Source organism: Actinomadura sp. ATCC 39365, from assembly GCF_054392275.1.
On sequence record NZ_CP184335.1, the window covers coordinates 7,928,657 to 7,946,740 of the forward strand.

16 protein-coding genes are annotated in these 18,084 nt (G+C 72.2%); 10 read left to right on the forward strand and 6 right to left on the reverse strand.

Annotated features, from left to right (window positions below):
• Positions 1-14 precede the first annotated feature (14 nt).
• Positions 15-4,226: a glycoside hydrolase family 38 N-terminal domain-containing protein gene (locus tag ACNF49_RS38465; protein ID WP_482940710.1), complete on the forward strand. Its 4,212-nt coding sequence runs from the start codon at positions 15-17 to the stop codon at positions 4,224-4,226.
• Positions 4,223-5,122, forward strand: coding sequence for a DUF7158 domain-containing protein (locus tag ACNF49_RS38470; protein WP_482940711.1), 900 nt, complete (start codon positions 4,223-4,225; stop codon positions 5,120-5,122). The genes ACNF49_RS38465 and ACNF49_RS38470 overlap by 4 nt, the downstream gene beginning before the upstream one ends.
• An 87-nt stretch (positions 5,123-5,209) precedes the next feature.
• Here ACNF49_RS38470 and ACNF49_RS38475 read toward each other — a convergent pair whose 3' ends face one another.
• Positions 5,210-5,860, reverse strand: coding sequence for a TetR/AcrR family transcriptional regulator (locus ACNF49_RS38475; protein WP_482940712.1), 651 nt, complete (start codon positions 5,858-5,860; stop codon positions 5,210-5,212).
• A 149-nt stretch (positions 5,861-6,009) separates the two neighbouring features.
• Between ACNF49_RS38475 and ACNF49_RS38480 the strand changes: the two genes are divergently transcribed.
• The 4 genes from ACNF49_RS38480 to ACNF49_RS38495 all read left to right on the forward strand — a co-directional run bounded on the left by ACNF49_RS38480 (position 6,010) and on the right by ACNF49_RS38495 (position 8,323).
• Entirely contained in the window at positions 6,010-6,357 is a 348-nt protein-coding gene (locus tag ACNF49_RS38480) for a nitroreductase family deazaflavin-dependent oxidoreductase (protein ID WP_482940713.1), read from the forward strand.
• Between the two features lie 28 nt (positions 6,358-6,385).
• A complete protein-coding gene (locus ACNF49_RS38485) occupies positions 6,386-7,075 on the forward strand; it encodes a DUF4386 domain-containing protein (RefSeq protein WP_482940714.1) in 690 nt (229 codons plus the stop codon).
• Positions 7,076-7,136: 61 nt separating this feature from the next.
• Entirely contained in the window at positions 7,137-7,706 is a 570-nt protein-coding gene (locus ACNF49_RS38490; protein WP_482940715.1) for an RNA polymerase sigma factor, read from the forward strand.
• Positions 7,706-8,323, forward strand: a complete 618-nt coding sequence (locus tag ACNF49_RS38495; protein ID WP_482940716.1) for a hypothetical protein — start codon at positions 7,706-7,708, stop codon at positions 8,321-8,323. Before ACNF49_RS38490 ends, ACNF49_RS38495 begins: the two co-directional genes overlap by 1 nt.
• Here the strand turns inward: ACNF49_RS38495 and ACNF49_RS38500 are convergent.
• The 4 genes from ACNF49_RS38500 to ACNF49_RS38515 form a co-directional block, all read right to left on the reverse strand.
• On the reverse strand, positions 8,317-8,811 hold the full coding sequence (locus ACNF49_RS38500) for a hypothetical protein (RefSeq protein WP_482940717.1): 495 nt from the start codon (positions 8,809-8,811) through the stop codon (positions 8,317-8,319). The genes ACNF49_RS38495 and ACNF49_RS38500 overlap by 7 nt on opposite strands.
• Before the next feature lie 90 nt (positions 8,812-8,901).
• Entirely contained in the window at positions 8,902-9,945 is a 1,044-nt protein-coding gene (locus ACNF49_RS38505) for an ArsR/SmtB family transcription factor (RefSeq protein ID WP_482940718.1), read from the reverse strand.
• A 34-nt stretch (positions 9,946-9,979) separates the two neighbouring features.
• Positions 9,980-10,447, reverse strand: a complete 468-nt coding sequence (locus ACNF49_RS38510; RefSeq protein WP_482940719.1) for a hypothetical protein — start codon at positions 10,445-10,447, stop codon at positions 9,980-9,982.
• A gap of 19 nt (positions 10,448-10,466) precedes the next feature.
• Complete coding sequence (locus ACNF49_RS38515; protein WP_357972093.1) at positions 10,467-10,883, reverse strand: hypothetical protein; 417 nt, start codon at positions 10,881-10,883, stop codon at positions 10,467-10,469.
• 204 nt (positions 10,884-11,087) lie between these two features.
• On the opposite strand from ACNF49_RS38515, the gene ACNF49_RS38520 reads away from it, so the two are divergent.
• From ACNF49_RS38520 to ACNF49_RS38535, 4 genes are all read left to right on the forward strand, one after another.
• Positions 11,088-13,775, forward strand: a complete 2,688-nt coding sequence (locus ACNF49_RS38520) for an ATP-binding protein (protein ID WP_482940720.1) — start codon at positions 11,088-11,090, stop codon at positions 13,773-13,775.
• Between the two features lie 145 nt (positions 13,776-13,920).
• A complete protein-coding gene (gene bla, locus ACNF49_RS38525; protein ID WP_482940721.1) occupies positions 13,921-14,886 on the forward strand; it encodes a class A beta-lactamase in 966 nt (321 codons plus the stop codon).
• A 97-nt stretch (positions 14,887-14,983) separates the two neighbouring features.
• On the forward strand, positions 14,984-15,583 hold the full coding sequence (locus ACNF49_RS38530; protein ID WP_482940722.1) for a GNAT family N-acetyltransferase: 600 nt from the start codon (positions 14,984-14,986) through the stop codon (positions 15,581-15,583).
• Between the two features lie 495 nt (positions 15,584-16,078).
• Complete coding sequence (locus ACNF49_RS38535; protein ID WP_482940723.1) at positions 16,079-16,630, forward strand: hypothetical protein; 552 nt, start codon at positions 16,079-16,081, stop codon at positions 16,628-16,630.
• 71 nt (positions 16,631-16,701) lie between these two features.
• Here ACNF49_RS38535 and ACNF49_RS38540 read toward each other — a convergent pair whose 3' ends face one another.
• Positions 16,702-17,967, reverse strand: coding sequence for a valine--pyruvate transaminase (locus ACNF49_RS38540; RefSeq protein ID WP_498703295.1), 1,266 nt, complete (start codon positions 17,965-17,967; stop codon positions 16,702-16,704).
• Between the last annotated feature and the right edge of the window lie 117 nt (positions 17,968-18,084).

Below are 18,084 nucleotides of genomic sequence, written 5' to 3' on the forward strand. Positions count from 1 at the left end.
CAGAGAGGAAGACCGTGTCAGTCGCCATCGTCTCCGTGGAGTCCACGGACTTGTTCGCGGGCACCGAGGACGCCCCGCGCCAGGTGCTGCGCGTGACGCTCGACGGCCCGCCCGCCCGGGTCGCGGTCACCGGCCCGGGCGTGTCCGGGGAGGCGGAGGGCTCGGGCGAGGTGGAGGTCCCGCTGGAGATCGCCGACCCGGTCCCGGGGGCCAAGCTGCCGGTCGTGGTGACGGCGGGCGGCGCGCGGGCCGAGGCCGTGGTGGTCGTGGCCGAGCCCGGCTGGACGATGTTCATGGTCTCCCACTTCCACTACGACCCGGTGTGGTGGAACACGCAGGCGGCCTACACCTCGCCCTGGGAGCTGCTGTCCGGGGACGCCACCACCCGCCCGCTGTGGGAGCGCAACGGGTTCGCGCTGGTGGAGGCGCACCTGGACCTGGCGCTGCGCGACCCGGTCTACAAGTTCGTGCTGGCCGAGATCGACTATCTCAAGCCGTACTTCGACGTGCATCCCGAGCGCCGGGCCGACCTGCGGCTGCTGATGGAGCGCGGGCAGGTCGAGCTGGTCGGGGGGACGTACAACGAGCCCAACACCAACCTGACCGGCGCCGAGGTCACGATCAGGAACATCGTGTACGGCATCGGCTACCAGCGCGACATCCTGGGCGGCGAGCCGGCGACGGCGTGGCAGCTCGACGCGTTCGGGCACGACCCGCAGTTCCCCGGATACCTCGCCGCGGCGGGGCTGACCGGGAGCGCGTGGGCGCGCGGGCCGTTCCATCAGTGGGGGCCGATCCAGAAGAACTTCCGCGAGGCCAAGGACGACGCCCGGGTGATGCAGTTCCCGAGCGAGTTCGAGTGGATCGCCCCGTCGGGGCTGGGCGTGCTGACGCACTTCATGCCGCACCACTACTCGGCCGGCTGGTGGATGGACTCCGCCCCCGACCTGGCGGCCGCCGAGAACGCCGTGTACGAGCTGTACCGCAAGCTCAAGCCGGTCGGGGCGACGCGGAACCTGCTGCTGCCCGTGGGCACCGACTACACCCCGCCCAACAAGTGGGTCACCGGGATCCACCGCTCCTGGAACGCCCGCTACGTCTGGCCGCGCTTCGTCTGCGCCACCCCGCGCGACTTCCTCGACGCGGTCCGGGCAGAGCTGGCGGCCACCGGACGCCGCCCCAGCCCGCAGACCCGCGACATGAACCCGGTCTACACCGGCAAGGACGTCTCCTACATCGACACCAAGCAGGCGCAGCGGGCGGGCGAGGTGGCCGCCGTGGACGCGGAGAAGCTGGCCACCCTCGCCGCGCTCGAAGGGCTCGGGACCTACCCCGAGGCCGCGCTGGACAAGGTGTGGCGTCAGCTCGCCTACGGGGCGCACCACGACGCCATCACCGGCAGCGAGTCCGACCAGGTCTACCTGGACCTGTTGTCCGGCTGGCGCGAGGCGTACGACCTGGCGGGCGCCGTGCGCGACGTCTCGCTCGCCTCGCTCGTCGCCCGCGTGGACACCAGTGGCGACGGCGTCGCGGTCGTCGTCGCGAACACCCTGTCGTTCGACCGGTCCGCGCCCGTGGCCGTACGGCTGCCCGCCGGGCTCGACGGCGGACGGGTGCTCGACGACGCCGGCGCGGAGGTGCCGTGCGTCGTGGACCGGGGGACCCTGCGTTTCCTGGCCGAGGACGTGCCCGCGACCGGCTGGCGCACCTGGCGCCTCCTCCCGGGATCGTCCCGCCCCGGTGCGGCGGCATGGACCTCCGAGCCCGGCGTGACCGTCGAGAACGCCCGCTACCGCGTCACCGCCGACCCCGAACGCGGCGGCTGCCTCTCCGCCGTCCTGGACAAGAAGGCGGGACGCGAGCTGCTACGGCCCGGCTGCGTCGGCAACGAGCTGCGCGTCTACGAGGAGTACCCGGCCCACCCCGACTTCGGCGAGGGCCCCTGGCACCTGGTGCCCAAGGGCCCGGTCGTCGGCGCGGCCCAGGGCACGGCCCAGGTGCGGCGCGAGACCTGCCCCCTCGGGGAACGCCTGGTGATCACCGGAACGGTGGACGGCATCGGCTACGAGCAGACCGTCACGCTCTGGGACGGCGTGGATCACGTGGACCTCGCCACCCGCGTCCTGGACTACCGCGGCGCGGACCGGCTGCTGCGGCTGAGCTTCCCCGCCGACCTGCCCGGCGCGCTGCCGGTGAGCGAGGTGGCCGGGGCCGTGGTCGGGCGCGGGTTCGCCCTGCCCGACGTGGACGCCGCCGAGGCGCCGTGGACCCTCGACAACCCCGCCAACACCTGGTTCGGCCTGAGCTCCACCGCCCGCGTCGCCCTCACCGGCCCCGACGGCCGGCCGCTGGGCGAGCGGGCGCTCGGCGTGGCGGAGGTGGTCGTGCCCGGCCCGGACGACGCCGCCGACGTGCGCGACCTGCTGGTCGCGCTGGTCAGGGCCGGGGTCACCGCGACCACGGCCGGGGCGGACTGGTCCAGGTACGGCTGGCTCGACGTCGACTCCAACCTCCCCGACTTCCGCATCATGATCGGCGGGCCGCGGGAGAACGACGCGGTGCGCGAGCTGCTGGAACGCGCGGGCCCGGCCTACGCCGAGGTCCTGGAGCGGGACGGGCGCGTCTGGGTGCCCGCCGCCCGGCCGCTGCGCGAGGTCTGGCGGCCCAACGCCGACCTGCGTGACCTGCGGGCGCTGCCCGTCCTGGTCACCACCGATCCCGCCGCGCTGACCGCCGACCTGGCCGACGCCCGCGTGAGCTCCGCCTGCCCCGGCGCGGTCCCGGCGTCCGAGCTGCTCACCGGCCACACCGTCGCGCTGCTCACCTACGGCCTGCCGGGCTTCGCCGTCGATCCGGCCGGCACGTTGCACCTGTCGCTGATGCGCTCGTGCACCGGGTGGCCGTCCGGGGTGTGGATCGACCCGCCCCGCCGTACGCTGCCCGACGGAGCGGGCTTCCAGCTCATGCACTGGACCCACGAGTTCCGTTACGCGCTGGTCTCCGGCGAGGGCGACTGGCGCACGCTGACGCTGCCCGCCCGGGGGCAGGAGTTCAACCATCCGCTGTACGCCGTGATCGCCGAGCCGCACGGGGGCCCGCTGCCGCCGACCCGGTCGTACCTGAAGGTCGAGCCCGCCCGGGAGGTGCTGGTCGGCACCGTCAAGCCGGCCGGCAACCCGACCGCCCACGGGTCAGCCGCCGCGGCGGACCCGTCCTCCGGGGTGACCGTGCGCCTGATGGAGTCCACCGGGCTCGGCCGTGACGCCGTCCTGACCGGTGCGCTCGCCCTGACCGAGGCGCACCACGCCGACCTGCTCGAACGGCGGGGCGAACCCGTCCAGGGCGCCGTCGCGCTGACCGGCGCCGAGGTCGCCACCGTGATCGCCGTGCCCGGCCTGCCGACCGGTGGCTCGGCCCGCGGCGGTGCGGTGCTGGGGCCGGCGGCCGAGGTGGCGCAGCCGGTGCATGCGCGGTACTGGCTGCACAACCGGGGGCCGGCGCCGATGGGCTATCTGCCGGTGAGCGTCACGGCGTCGCCGGGCCTGGTGCGGACCGCGGGCGAGCCCGCCGAACTGTCGGTGGTGCTCTCCTCGCACCTGCTCGACGCCGACGTGGAAGGAGCCGTGGAGATCCTCGTCCCCGAGGGCTGGACGGCCGGTCTGACCCGGCGCCCGTACCGGCTGGTGGCGGGCGGGCACGTACGGTTCCCCGTGACGGTGACCCCTCCCCTGGGCGTCGAGCCCGGCCTGTACTTCGTCGCCGCCCGGATCCAGCACGACGGCCAGACCGTCGAGGACGTGGTCACCGTCGCCGTCGGCGACCTGCCCGGCGTGCTGCCCGTGCCCGGTGACGTCCCGGAGGACTGGGTGGCCGCGCAGGGCAGCAAGGACCATCCCGGCCGCGACACCGGCCTGTCGGTGGAGGTGACCACGCCGTCGGTGCGCGTCGCTCCCGGCGGGCGTGCCGTGCTGGGGCTGGCGCTGCACAACCGCACGTACGGTGAGATCCGGGGCGAGCTGCAGGTCGTCTCGCCCTGGGGCACGTGGGACCTGATCGCCGCCCCGGTCCGCGGGTTCGTCCTGGCGGCCGGCGAGAGCACGGTCGCCGAGTTCGAGGTGTCCGCACCGCGCGACGCCGCCCCTGGCTCCGCGTGGGCCCTGGGCAAGGTCATGTGGTTCGGCCGCTGCCAGTACGCGCCGACCGTCGAACTGGTGGTGACCCCGTGACCCACCCTCCCCGCACCAGCCATCCACGCCCCGCCCCCACACCCCAGACCGATCGCCCGACCCCCGCGCACGCGCCCGTCACCGGCGAACCGGTCGCGTCCGGTGTGGGGCCGGTGCTCGGCTGGCTCGACGGCTGCCCGCTCCCCCGCTCCGAGCTGGACCGACGGCTCGCAGCCCTGCGGGCCGGCCCGAGGTCTGCGGCGCTTCCGGCACCGGGCACGGCCGAGGACCGGCAGCTCACGCGCTGGGTGGCCCAGGTGGTGCTGACCGAGCACCTGTGCGCCGCCGAGGCCACAGCCCGCGGACTCCCCCTGGAGAAGCCCCCACCACCCCGCCCCGACCAGCCCACCACCGACGCCATCACGGCACGGCCCGGCCGGCGAGCCATCGAGGCCATCGCGGTACGGCTCGACCAGCGGGCGGCTGTTGAGCTGGGGTCGATCGCTGCGGCGGCCTACGAGGGCAGCGCCGCCGTCCGCGCCGTCTACGAGGCCGTCACCGCCGACGTCACCGTCTCCGCGTCGGAGGCGGCCGCGTATCGGGAGGCCACGGCACGACCGACCACCGGACCGGTATGGCGGCTACGCACCCCGGACGGAGAGTTCGACGCCGAGCCAGGTTCGCTGCCCGTCGCCCTGGCCGAGGCTCTGGCCGCCGCCGTACCGGGCCGGACGGTGACGGCCGGCCCTTGGACCGCCACCCTCGTCGCCTGCCACGACCCGACCCCGGCCCCGGGTACGGCCTCGGCCGCACCCGCCGACGGCCTCCTCGACTCCGCGCGCAGGGTGGCGTTCGTACGCTGGCTCGACCACGCGCGCGCCCACCGGCTGCGACTGGTGCCGGGCCTTGAACACCCTGGCGACCCCGCACAACCCGACAACCACCACCGCCACTGACACCACCATCCACCCAGCCGGACCGGCCCGTCCAAGCCCCTCCCCCGTTCGCCACCCGTACCGAGAAGTTCACCCGGATTCGCCCCGTCACTGGACGCTTCGGCGCGCTTCGAGGGCGTCCAGGATCAGGTCCAGGCCGTAGCCGAACTCGCTGGTGTAGTCGTAGCCCGGTCGCAGGGCGTGGTCGCGGATCATCTCGGTGAGGTACGGCAGCTCCTTCTCCGGCAGCTGCTGGAGGATGCCGCCGGCCACTTCCTCGACATCGTCCGGCGTCGCCATCGGCACGTTCGCCTCCTGCAGGACGAACCCGTAGACGTAGCTGTCGATCAGCGAGACGGCGTGCGCGGCCATCGGCAGCGTGAACCCCGCCTCCCGCAGGACGCCCAGGACGGCGTCGTGATGGCGCAGCGTCGCCGGTCCAGGATCACGGCGGGAGTCCATGAGGCCGAGGGCCCAGCTGTGCTGCGACAGGACCGCGCGTGCGGAGACGGCTCGCGTACGAATCGCGTCACGCCAATCGTCGCCTTCGGCACCGGGCAGCTCGATCGCCGCGAACACCATGTCGACCACGCCGTCGAGGATCGCGTCCTTGTTCGGCACGTGGTGGTAGAGCGACATCGCCTCCACGCCCAGTTCCTGCGCCACCCGGCGCATCGTGATCGCCTCCACGCCGCCGCCATCCGCGACCCGGATCGCGGCTTCCAGGACGAGGACTCTGCTGAGCGGTTGCGGCGGCATGACGGCTCCGGGATGTGGGCGGGTTGACAGCCTTACAAGCGTAAGCCAACCTTACACCCGTAAGTGGCCTTACAGCAGTAAGGCCGTCCTGGCGCTTAAGGAGCGCGGAGAAGGAGATTTCCATGCCGATGCCGAAATGGTGGGGGCACGTGAACAAGAAGGTGTTCAACCCCCGCGCGATAGCCGGCGGGCGATGGCCGGTGCTGATTCACGTCGGTCGCATTTCCGGCGCCACGTACCGCACGCCGCTCGACGCGCATCCCGTCGACGGCGGTTACCTGTTCGTTCTGGTGTACGGATCGCGCTCCGACTGGGTGCAGAACGTCCTGGCGGCCAGTAATGCGCGGCTCCGGGTCGACGGGAGAGAGGTGGAACTCACCGCCCCACGCCTTGTCGGGACGGACGAGGCGTTCCAGGCCCTCCCCGACGAGGTGGCACGTCCGCCGAAGCTGCTCCGCATCACCGATTTCCTCCGCATGGACCTGCTCGCAGGCTGACCACCACGACGATCTCTGGACGGGAACCGTGCACACGAACAGGCGGGCAACCGCAATCGCCGGCGCGTTGGTCATCTTGGGCATGGTCGCCGGCGCGCTGAGCGTCGTTCCCGCTGTCGACGAACCACGCCGTCTCGCTCTCATTTCCGCACACGAGGGCCAGGTCATCGTCGGCGCAGTCGCTCAGTCCATCATGATCCCGGCCTATGTCGGGTTCGCGCTGTACCTGTATCCCTTATTGAGGGCGGAGAACGAGGCGCTCAGCTTGGGATTTGTCGGGTTCAGGCTGATCGCCGCGACGTTCCACTTCATCGGCGTCATCATGCTGCCCTTGTTCCTCGTGCTGGGCCAGGAACTCACCCAAGCCGGCGCTGCGGCCGCATCCGGCATCGTGGTCGTGGGCGAATTACTTCGGACGGCGCGCGACTTGGTCAATCACGTCGCATTGATCTTCTCGCTGAGCCTTGGAGATCTCCTGTTGTTCCGCATTCTGTGGCGGTCGAGATCCGTCCCTCGCTGGTTGTCCGGGTGGGGATTCCTGGCAATCGCAGCAGCCGTATCGGCGAGTTTCCTGGTGCTGCTTCGCCTGACTGACGTGGTCACGCCGCTCTACCTGGCCATGAACGCGCCACTGGCCCTGCAGACCTTCGTCTTCGCCGTGTGGTTGACGGCAAAGGGCTTCGCCGCGAACCCCCGCCACCGCCCGCGTTCCCCGTGAAGGATTTCGGCCTGGCGCGGTAAGTACAGGTGACCGCATACGCCAGGAAAGGTCGGTATGCATGACAATCCCTCGCGAAGCAGTCGAGGTCGACGACGCGCTCCTCATCGAGAGATCGCTGAACGAACCCGAGATCTTCGCCACGTTGTTCGACCGGCACGCGCCGCTCCTGCACCGTTACGTGACCAGACGCCTGGGCCCCAGCGAGGCGGAGGACGTCGTGGCCGACACCTTTCTGGCCGCCTTCCAGCACCGCGGCGGCTACGACAGAGGCCGCCCCGATGCCCGGCCGTGGCTGTACGGCATCGCCTCGAACCTGATCGGCCGGCGGCGGCGTACCGAGATGAGCCTCTACCGCGCCTACGTTCGCAGCGGCGTGCATCCGGCGGAGCTGTCCGGCTCTCAGGTCGAGGACGAGGTCAACACCCTGGCCGTCAACCGCCCGCTGGCGCTGGCCCTGATGGAGCTCGCACCGGCCGATCGCGACGTGCTGCTGCTCGTCGCCTGGGCCGAACTGAGCTACCAGGAGGTGGCCGACGCGCTGGCCATCCCGCCGGGAACCGTCGCCTCGCGACTCAACCGGGCCCGTCTCCGGATCCGTGAAGCCCTGAGCAACCAAGGAGAACGCTGATGGACGCACTGAAGGCCATGTGGCAGACCGTTCCCCCCGCCACTCCGGACGAACTCGCCGGAGCCCGGCAGCGACTGCTCCGCGGGATGCACCCCCGGCGACGCGTCGTCACCGGCCCCCGGCTGCTGGTCGCGGCCGGAGTGGCGGCGGCGCTCACCGTCACACCGTTGATCATCGGAACCGGGCCCGCCGCCCACGCGGTGACCAGAGGCCCGGACGGCACGGTCGAGGTCACCGTCAACGAGCTGCGCGATCCCGCCGGCCTGGAGGCCAAGCTCGATGCGGTGGGCATCAAGGCCGACGTGACCTTCCTGGCCCCGGCCACGCGGTGCGCGAGCCCGCGGTTCACCGGCGTGGACGGGGCCTACGGCGGTGAACCCGCTGCGAACGCGAGCGAGCTGCGATCACTCGTGGAGGAGTCGCGGTCGTTCAGGGCCACCCGGGTGAAGTCCGTTCGGACGATCCAGATCTTCCCGCGGTACATCCGACCGGACGAGACGCTCGTGGTGGAGTTCCGCGACAACGGGGACCCGCAAGTGCCCTGGCGACTCGGCGCCTGGCTGGCCGAGGCGGGCACGCCCGTGAAGCCGTGCACGCCCGTCGCGGACGCTCAGTGACGAACGCCGAGGTGGATGGCGGCGTGCCAGTACGCCGGGTTCCCGGGCACGGTCCACGCCCTCTGCACCACCGCTCCGAGCCCGGGGGCGTCCCAGGACTCCTCGCCGTACCGGCTCAGGTCCGCCAGAATCGCGTCATGCACCGCCCCGAACCGGTGCAGGAGCAGCGAGGCCGGAAGGTGCCGGCCCGCTTCCACGCCGCCGATGTTCAGCGCCCGCCCGACGGCGGGGTCCTCCCAGCGTGGATCGAGGCTCCAGTGCGGCCGGCCGGCGGCGGCTTCCGTCAGCACCGCCAGGTTGATCTCGTCCCACATCAGGACGTGCGCGACGAGGTCGTGCAAGGAACGGCAGAAGTCGCCGAGCGGGCCCGAGTCCACCAGGTAGTCGGCGTCGAGCTGCTGCTCGGTGAGTCCGGTGACGCGAGCGAGGAGGATGTCCCGGTCGGCACGCAGGCGGCCGATCGCCTCTTCCGGAGACAGGATCGTCACGGTGGTTCTCCCTCGATGAAGTGGTTGGGAGGGACTTCAGCACCACTGCGTCCGTCCGGCCAGCGGACTGACGAATCTGATCAATCGTGCTCAGCGCAGCAGCAGCGACAGCACGTCCCTGCCGAGCTCCTCCAGGACATCGGCGGCGAGCCGGTACCGCACGAACCGTCCCTGCCGGGCCGCGGTGGCCAGTCCCGCCGCGGCCAGGGCGCGTAGATGCCGGTTCACCTGCGTCGGGTCCACGTTCCACAACATCGCGATCTCGCCGGCCGTCCGCGGTTCGGTCGCGATCGCCCGGGCGACCTCCAGGCGGCCCTGGTGGGCGAGGACCTCCAGCCGTCGCCGCAGCACGGCGGCGGAGGGCACGGGGAGGCCGGTGTCGACGGGGTGGAGGAGCAGGAGTGGCCGGCCGGGCACGTCGGCCACGTACAGGTGAGGACGGATGAAGGTGCTGGGCGCCACGACCAGCCCGCGCCGGGACACGTCATGACGGGCGGCCTGGATCTTGGCGATGCGTACGGCCACCCCGGCCGGGGCGAGCTCAATCGCGGGGTCGAGAGCGGCGAGCGCGGGCCCTGGCCCCTGCCGGGACGCCGTGTCGGCGAAGCGTCGCGCCCGCCCGGCCAGCACCGGCCGGATCCGGGTCCACTCGGCCTCGAACCACCCCTGCCAACTGTGACGCAGGAACGAGAGGAAATCCCCGGCCGCGTCCTGCGGACGCCTGGCGAGCGCTTCGACGCGGGCCGCCACCGCCGGATCTCGCGCGCGCGACCACTGGAGCGCGACCTGCCGATCGCCCGTGGGAGCGATCGGCCGCAGCAGCTGGCCCGCCAGCTCCTGGACGGGCATGGCACGCAGTTGTCCGAGCCGGTCGTCGAAGCTCTCCGCCGGAGGCTCGGGGGTGACGAACGGCGCCGCTCTGATGGCCTGCGCCGTCCACCACCACGATCGGGTCCATGCCGCCAGGCGAGGGCTCATCGCCGCGAGGGTGCTCGCCGCCCAGTCCTCCAGGCCGTGGTGACCGGGGTCGCGCAGGACGTGCAGCGCCGAGCCGAACTCGGTCATCGCCGATACGGCCGGCAGCAGGGACCCCGCCTGCATGCACCGGTCGAGGCCGGTGATCACTGTGGGCATGGAGCCGATCCCATCATCCCCGCGCCGTGCACGGTCACTCGGCCGAGGCCCGGCCGGGAAGGTGCCGTACCGTCTCAACCGCTGATGGCGCGGGATCCGCACGGGGGCAGCGCCGCGCTGACGGTGACGCCGCCGCGGGAACCGCGTTCGCCGACAGCCCGCCGCCCAACGCCGCGAAACCGGCGCGCCTGACGCGCAGGCGATCGGCGAGCCGTTCCGGCAGCAGGCCGTCGCCGTCACCACTGACCGTCAGGCGCAGCCCGCGCGCGTTCGCGGTGAGCGCGACGCTCACGCACCGCACCGACCCGTCCCCCGCCAAGCCCTCCAGCACGTCGAGGATCGTGGCCCGGACGAGCTCCGTGACACCACCGGGCAGGGGCCCGGCGGGCAGCGCCCACACCTCCACGACGATGCCGGTCGAGCTGGACCAGCGCTCCAGCTCGCCGCGGGGATCCCACGGGGCCGAGGCTCGTACGTCGGGGCAGAGTCCGTCCAGAACCATGGTCCTTTCCGACTTCGTCTCAGGCCTTGCGGAGGCCGGCGAACTGCAGGCCGGTGAAGCCCGCCACCACGACCGCCTGGGCGATCACGTAGGCGGTGCCCAGACCGGTCAGCGGGAACCACCCGGCGATCAGCATCTCCGCGCTGCCCACCACCCATGCCACGTTGACCACCATCACCGCGATCACCGCCGCCCTGTTCACCACCGGACGGGCGGCGAGGAAGAGCAGGCTCGCGGCGAAGGCGACCAGGAACGCGCCCGCCGGCACGAGGAGGGCGCCGGGCAGGCCGAACATCGAGCCGAAGATCGCGGCGACGGCCAGGAAGACGAGCCCGTTGGCGCCCGACCCGATGGCGTCCTGCTTGAGCGCGAAACGCAGCAGCTTGGCCTCGGCCTTGGAGCCGGTGGTGGTGGGCGCGGCGGCAAGGGCTGCCATGATCAGATCCTCTCGTCGTTGCGGGATGCCGTCATCCCTGCTGCCGTCGAAACTACGCAGGCCGGTGGCGCGCCGAATCTGTCATCGTGACGGTAGTGCCAGGTCACGGTCACTGCTCAGCCACGGGACGGCGGCTCCGGCCCTGACCGGAGACGCCGCTCCCAGGCCGGAGGGGCAAATGTCCGTTCCGGTAGATTTTCGACCATGTTGTATGGGCGGGCTGCGGAGCAGGCGCAGGTGAACCGGCTGCTGGCGGACGCGCGGTCCGGACGCAGTGGTGTGCTGGTGGTGCGCGGGCAGCCGGGCATCGGGAAGTCCGCCTTGCTCAGCCACCTGACCGAACGCGCCGCGGGGGTGCGGGTGCTGCACGGGGTCGGCATCGAGTCCGAGGCGGAGCTGCCGTACGCCGCCCTGCACCTGCTTCTGCGTTCCGAGCTCGACCGGATCGACGCGCTGCCCGAACCGCAGGCGGCGGCGCTGCGGGGCGCGCTGGGGCTGGGCGCGACGGCTCAGGTGAACCGGTTCCTCGTCGGGCTCGCCCTGCTCAGCCTGCTGGCCGAGATCGCGGACGACGGGCCGCTGCTCTGCCTGGTCGACGACGCGCAGTGGTTCGACCGGGCCTCCGTCGACGCCCTGGTGTTCGTGGCGCGGCGGCTGGACGCGGAAGGCGTCGCGCTGGTGTTCGCGGGCCGGGAGGAGTTCGACCCGCAGGGGCTGCCCGAGTTGTGGCTGGACGGCGTGGACCGCGAGGCGGCCGTCGCGCTGCTGGCCGAGTCGGCCGGGGATCTGGCGCCGAAGGTGCGTGACCGCGTCCTGGCGGAGGCGTGCGGTAATCCGCTCGCGCTCCTCGAACTGCCGTCCACGTTCACCGCGGAGCAGCAGGCCGGGCAGCTGAGCCCGTTCACCGCGATCCCGGTCGCCGGGCGGGTGCAGGCGGCGTTCCAGCAGCAGATCAGGGCGCTGCCCGGCACGGCGCAGACTCTGCTCGCGGTGCTCGCCGCCGACGACACGGGCGACCTGGGCATCGTGCTGCGCGCCGCGGAGTCCTTCTCCGCCCGGCTGGCGGACCTGGAGGCGGCGGAGCAGGCCAAGCTGGTCACGGTGAACGGGGCCACGGTGACCTTCAGGCACCCGCTCATCAGGGCCGCCGCCTACCGGAACGCGCCGTTGACGTCCCGGCTGGCCGTGCATCTCGCGCTCGCCGAGGTGCTCGACGGCGGCGAGCACGCCGACCGCCGGGCCTGGCATCTGGCCGCGGCGACGACCACGCCCGACGAGGACGTGGCGGGCGGGCTGGAGTCGGCCGCGGAGCGGGCGCGCACGCGTTCCGGCTATGCGGCCATGGCCGCGGCCTACGAACGGGCCGCCGAACTCACCCCCGACACCGCCAAGCGGTCGGTACGGCTGGCCGCCGCGGCCGTGGCGGCCAGCGACGCGGGCCAGCTGTCCCGCGCGGGCGCGCTGGCCGGCCGGGCCAGTGAGGAGATCCAGAACCCGCTGGCCCTCGCCCACCTGATCCAGGTGCGCGCCCATCGGGAGTTCGAGCAGGGCAGCCCCGCCACGGCCGGTGAGCTCATCATCGCCGGCGCGCAGCGGGTCGCCCCGCTCGACGCCGAGCGGGCGGCCTACCTGCTCGTGGAGGCGACGCGTTGCGCGTGGTACGCCGGTGACCCGGGCCTGGCGGCGCAGGCGGCGAAGCAGCTCAGGGCTCTGCCCGAGGTGGGTTCTCCGCTGGTGAGCGGCGCGCTCGGGCTGTCCGCGCTGGCCAACGGCGAACTGCCGGACGCCGTCCCGCTCATGCAGGGGCTGGTGCTCGCTCCCGATCTGTCCGGACTTCAGGTGCCGGGTCTGACCTTCGTGGCCCAGCTGTGTGCGCCGATCGGGCGCTACGACCTGGCCGAGGCCGTGGCGGCGCGCGTCGAGGCCGAGTGCAGGGCGCACGACATGGGGGGCTGGCTGACCGTCGCGGTGGAGATCCGGATGGAGGCGCAGATGTTGCTCGGCAGGTATCGCGAGGCGGCGTCCCGGCTGGAGGAGAGCATCGCGGTGGTCGGCGACCTGGGGCAGCGGAACGGAGCCGTCGTGCTCGCCGCGCTGCTCGCGGTGACGCGCGGCGAACTGGGCGACGAGCTCGGTTGCCGGACGGCGGCCACGACCGCGCTGGAACAGGCCAGAGCGCGCGGGCTCCGTACGGCCGAGGCGATGGCCCTGGCCGGGCTCGGGCGGCTGGAGCTGGCGCTGGGCCGTCCGGAGGCGTCGCTGAGGATGCTGGAGAGGATCTCGCCCGCCAACGCGCCGGTGTCCGTCTTCTCCGCCCCCGACCGGATCGAGGCCGCGGTCAGGGCCAAGGAGCCGGAGCTGGCCTGCGAGCCGCTGGCGTACTACCTGGACTGGGCGGCCGGCGTCGGCGTGCCGTCCGCCGAGGCGGTCGCGCTGCGCTGCCGCGCCCTCGTCGAGGACGACGAGAACCTGTACGAGGAGGCCGTCCGGGCGCACGAACAGGGCGACCAGCCGCACGAGCAGGCCCGCACGCGGCTGCTCTACGGCGAGTGGCTGCGGCGGGCGCGCAGGCGCGCCGCCGCCCGCGCCCAGTTGCGCGCCGCGCTGGAGACCTTCGACCGGCTCGGCATGGCGCTCTGGGCCGAGCGGGCCCGCGCGGAGCTGCGCGCCACCGGCGACGTGCCCGCGGCCCCGCGCCAAGCGGACGACCCGCTCAGCGTCCTCACGGCGCAGGAGAGGCAGGTGGTACGGATGGCCGCCACGGGCGCGTCCAACCGTGACATCGCGGCCCAGCTCTACCTCAGCCCGCGCACCGTCGGCTACCACCTCTACAAGGCCTTCCCCAAGCTGGGGATCTCGTCGCGGGCGGAGCTGGCCGCGATCGTCGCCTGAGCGTCGAGGTGCGGGAGCCGATTACCTGGGGAAATATCGGAATCCTTATTGTTCGGGGTCTCATATCGCTATTGGACATCCCGCTGCCGCCTCTGGTCTTCTGGGTCGCGCTCATGAAGATCCGGATCGAGATCGGGGAGTTGGGATGGGACACGTTCATCACAGGGGGCTGCGTACCAGGCTGGGCGCCTCCGTGCTGGTGACCTCCACGGCGATGGCGGCCGTCGTCGGGCTGGCGGGTTCGGCGGGGGCCGACACACGTTCGGCGTCCGCCGTCGCGCAACCGGAGGGCGGCACGGCCGACGTCAAGAAGCAACTGCGCGCGCTCGAGAACTCCTACCAGGGACGCATCGGGGCCTACGCGATCGACACCGGCACCGGGAAGACCCTCTCCTACCGGGGCGGCGAACGATTCGCCAGCGCCTCCACCTTCAAGGCCATCCTGTGCGGCGCCATCCTGAACAAGGCCCGGACGACCGACCCCGGCCTGCTGGACCGCACGCTGCACTGGACGGCCAAGGACGTGGTCGCGAACTCGCCGATCACCGGACGGCCGGAGAACGTCAAGAACGGCATGACCGCGGACCGGCTGTGCCACGCGACCGTCACCGCCAGCGACAACACCGCGGCGAACGTGCTCCTCAAGCAGATCGGCGGGCCCGCGGGGCTGACCCGCTACTACCGCTCGCTCGGGGACCCGATCGGGCGGCTCGACCGCTATGAGCCGGAGCTCAACGACTGGAAGCCGGGCGAGAAGCGCGACACCGTCAAGCCCGCGTTCATGGCGCGCAACCTGCAGAGGCTCAGCCTGGGCGACGCCCTCGTCCCTGAGGACCGGCAGCGGCTGAACGACTGGCTGCGGGCCGGCATCACCGGCGCCGAGCGCATCCGCGCCGGGGTGCCGCGGGACTGGGTCGTCGGCGACAAGACCGGGGGCGGCGTCGGCGCGTACGCGCCGGGCAGCGACATCGCCGTCGCCTGGCCGCCCTCCGGCGTGCCGGTGATCATCGCGATCTACACCAATCGCAACGACCCCACCGCGACCATGGACAACAGCGTGATCGCCAAGGCGGCCACCGTGCTGGTCCGCGGGCTCGGCCTCGCCAAGTAGGGTGAACGCGGCTGGTCGGGCCGGGCCGGCCCGGCAGTGACGACCTGGGGGGTAATTGCCTCGCGCAGGAGCCGTCCCGTGCCCTACCGTCGCGGCCATGACGTCATGCGATGCGTCCGAAGGCTTCCCGATCGCTTCCGATGGTGCCGGGCTGGTGATCCGTCGAGAGACCGCCGACGATCACCAGGATGTGCGGGAGGTTCATACGCGCGCCTTCGGTGACGGCGAGCGGGTTCCCGGGCTCGTGGAGGCCCTTCGCGTGGCGGAGGCCGCGCTGGCGCCGATGTCCTTCGTCGCCACCGTTGACGACCGGGTTGTCGGGCATGTCCTGCTCAGCGCGACCCGGTTGGACGCTCCGCGCCGGATCGTGGACGTCCTGTGCCTGTCACCGCTGGGCGTGGTCCCGGAGTTCCAGCGTCAGGGGATCGGCACCCGGCTCATCGCGTACGCCCTCGACGCGGCCGACGACCAGGGGGTGCCGTTGGTGTTCCTGGAGGGCTCGCCGCGCTACTACGGCACGCGCGGCTTCGAGGGTGCCTGCGCAGCGGGCTTCCGTTCGCCGTCGCTGCGCATCCCTGAAGCCGCGTTCCAGGTCGCCCGGTTGTCCGCGCACGAGCCGTGGATGACGGGCACATTCGTCTACTCGGAGCCCTTCTGGGCCTTCGACTGCGTCGGCCTGCGCGACCCCGGGAACTGAGGGCCCGGTCGAAGCCGACCGGAATCCGGCGCGGGTGTCGCAGGCAACCTTGTGCGGCGCTCACGCGTATGGGGTGGGGACAGCATTTCCCGACCTCTGGAGGAAAGACATGAAGCTCGCGACCGCACGGGTCCGGCCGCTGATCGCCGTCGGCACCGGCCTGGCCGCCGTGGGCGTCGCCGCCCTGCTGGGCCTGCCGAGCGTGGCGGAGGCATCGCAGACACGGCTCGCGGCCGCCGCGTCGGCTCCGGCGGAAGGCGCCTACTGGCACACGCGGGTGCTGACCCAGCGCACCGGTCCCCGCCAGATGGGCGGCGGCGCGAATCGCTACTGGGTGGTGGAGCAGGGCTCACCGAGGAATGGACGGCGCCCGACGGCAAGGCGTGGCTCGGATACCGGAACGCGGGGGCGTACCCGAAGAGCGCGGCGGACCGGAAGGCGTGGCGTCGCGACGGTTCGCCGGCCAAGTGGACCCGCACGGCCGACGGCCAGGTCGTGAAGCTGTCGACCGAGCCGGACAAGGGGCACGTCGGGCCCGTACGCGGCAAGAACGACAAGTTCTTCCTGGCCGGGCAGTGGCTGACGTACGACGAGGTCCAGCGACTGCCCGCGGACCCGAACGCTTTGAAGTCCTGGCTCTCCGAGGCCGCGCGGGTCTCACGGGTCAAGCAGAACGACACGGACCAGTTCGTCACCGGGGCGCTGCCGGAGATGCTCCATCAGCTTCCGGCGCCCAAGAACGTCCGCGCCGCGGCCTACCAGGTCCTGCTGACGATGCCCGCCGTCCGTGCGCAGGGACAGTCCAAGGACGGCATGGGCAGAGCCGGCGCGGCGCTGTCGATCGACCACCCGAAGGTCGTGCAGAAGAACGGACTGACGATCGAGGAGCAGACCGGCCTGATCGTGGACACCGGCACGATGCTTCTGCTGTCCAAGACCCGGACGACCGCGATCAGCGGCAAGCTGTCCCTCAACGAGGCCACGACCGACACCATGATCGAGACCGGCTGGACCAACAACCCGCCGGCCGTGCCCGCCTTGCCGTAGCGGCGTGACGGCGGCGGGGCCGCGCCGGGCCTGGGCTCATGGGAGGCGGCAGGTCCGGGCGGCGCGGGCCTTCAGGAGCCGCGGCGCAGCTCCAGGAGGCCTTCGGCGATCCGTCCGACGCCCTCGGCGATCACGTGTTCGTCGGCGGTGAGGCTGATCCGGAAGCACCGCCTGGCGTGGGACGCGGCCGTGGCTTCCGACGCCGGGGTCGCGAAGAAGTGGCGGCCGGGAACGACGAAGACCTTCTTGGTCTTCAACAGCCGGTACAGGGCCATGTCGTCGAACCAGTCGTGATCGATCCACAACCAGCAGAACATGCCGCCCTCTCCGGCGTGCAGCCGCCAGGTGACGGACTCGGGCAGGAGGTCGGCCAGCAGGCGCTCGGCGTACAGGCGGCGGGCTCGGTAGAACGGGTTGATCACCGTGGCGGCGAGCCGGTCCAGCAGCCCCGAGGACAGCGCCCTGGCCGCCACCCGCTGCATGAGCTGCGGCGCGTGCAGGACGGAGTTGGCCATGAACGACACCATCGCCCGGATGTACCGGGACGGCCCGATCGCGAATCCGACGCGTTCGGCGGGCATGCCCGCCTTGGACAGGGTGAAGCAGTTGATCAGGTGGTCGTCCCACTGCGGGGCCACCCGGGAAGCGGCGACGCGGGGGAAGGGGGCGCCGTAGGCGTGGTCGACGATCAGCGGCACGTCGTGGCGCCGGGCCAGGCCCACCAGCCGGGCGAGCTCGTCGCCGTCGATGCTGCGGCCGGTCGGGTTGCTGGGGCTGGACAGCAGGAGCATGCCGACCTCGGGGCATCGTTCCACCGCCTCGAAGTCGAAGGCGTAGCGGAAGGACCTGTCGCCGGTCAGCTCGATCTCGGGGGCGATGCCGGTCACGCCGTCGGGGTCCGTGGACAGGCCCAGGTATCCGGCGTAGTCGGGGGTCATGGGCAGGACCACGCGCTGGAACGAGCCGTCGGCGGTCTGGCCGGAGAACAGCGCGGTGGCGATGAAGAAGAGCATCTGGCTGCCCGGTCCCACCACGACGTTGTCGGCCGTGATGCCCCAGCCGTACCGGGCGTTGAAGGAGGTGACGATCTCCTCGACCAGGGTGGGCATGCCGCGCGAGGGCCCGTAGCGGCTGCTGGTCGCGGCGAAGTCCTCTGCCACGACGGTCGCGGTCAGGTCCCTCCAGGCGTCGATGACCTCTTTGATCTGGGCGGGGTTGCCGATGCTCAGGTTCAGCCAGTCGGACGCGCCCGAGGCGGTGGAGGTCGCGACGTCCTCCATGATGCTCCGCAGGCCCGACATGTCAGACATCTTCTGGCCGCTCCGCGATAACTTCATTCTTGCGTGTCCCTTCTCGGATCTGGCCCGCCGCCGGCACACACCCGCGGTTTGTCGTGATCAAGTGAGTCCACCGCATTAGTCGTCGCCGCACAAGACGGTGACGACGTGCGCCGG

Bases quoted from the DNA above. Each gene is read 5' to 3' on its own strand.
- ACNF49_RS38475 (WP_482940712.1), bottom strand. From the start codon at position 5,860: ATGCCGCCGCAACCGCTCAGCAGAGTCCTCGTCCTGGAAGCCGCGATC.
- ACNF49_RS38490 (WP_482940715.1), top strand. From the start codon at position 7,137: ATGACAATCCCTCGCGAAGCAGTCGAGGTCGACGACGCGCTCCTCATC.
- ACNF49_RS38495 (WP_482940716.1), top strand. From the start codon at position 7,706: ATGGACGCACTGAAGGCCATGTGGCAGACCGTTCCCCCCGCCACTCCG.
- ACNF49_RS38505 (WP_482940718.1), bottom strand. From the start codon at position 9,945: ATGCCCACAGTGATCACCGGCCTCGACCGGTGCATGCAGGCGGGGTCC.
- ACNF49_RS38510 (WP_482940719.1), bottom strand. From the start codon at position 10,447: ATGGTTCTGGACGGACTCTGCCCCGACGTACGAGCCTCGGCCCCGTGG.
- ACNF49_RS38515 (WP_357972093.1), bottom strand. From the start codon at position 10,883: ATGGCAGCCCTTGCCGCCGCGCCCACCACCACCGGCTCCAAGGCCGAG.
- ACNF49_RS38520 (WP_482940720.1), top strand. From the start codon at position 11,088: ATGTTGTATGGGCGGGCTGCGGAGCAGGCGCAGGTGAACCGGCTGCTG.
- bla (WP_482940721.1), top strand. From the start codon at position 13,921: ATGGGACACGTTCATCACAGGGGGCTGCGTACCAGGCTGGGCGCCTCC.
- ACNF49_RS38530 (WP_482940722.1), top strand. From the start codon at position 14,984: ATGACGTCATGCGATGCGTCCGAAGGCTTCCCGATCGCTTCCGATGGT.
- ACNF49_RS38540 (WP_498703295.1), bottom strand. From the start codon at position 17,967: ATGAAGTTATCGCGGAGCGGCCAGAAGATGTCTGACATGTCGGGCCTG.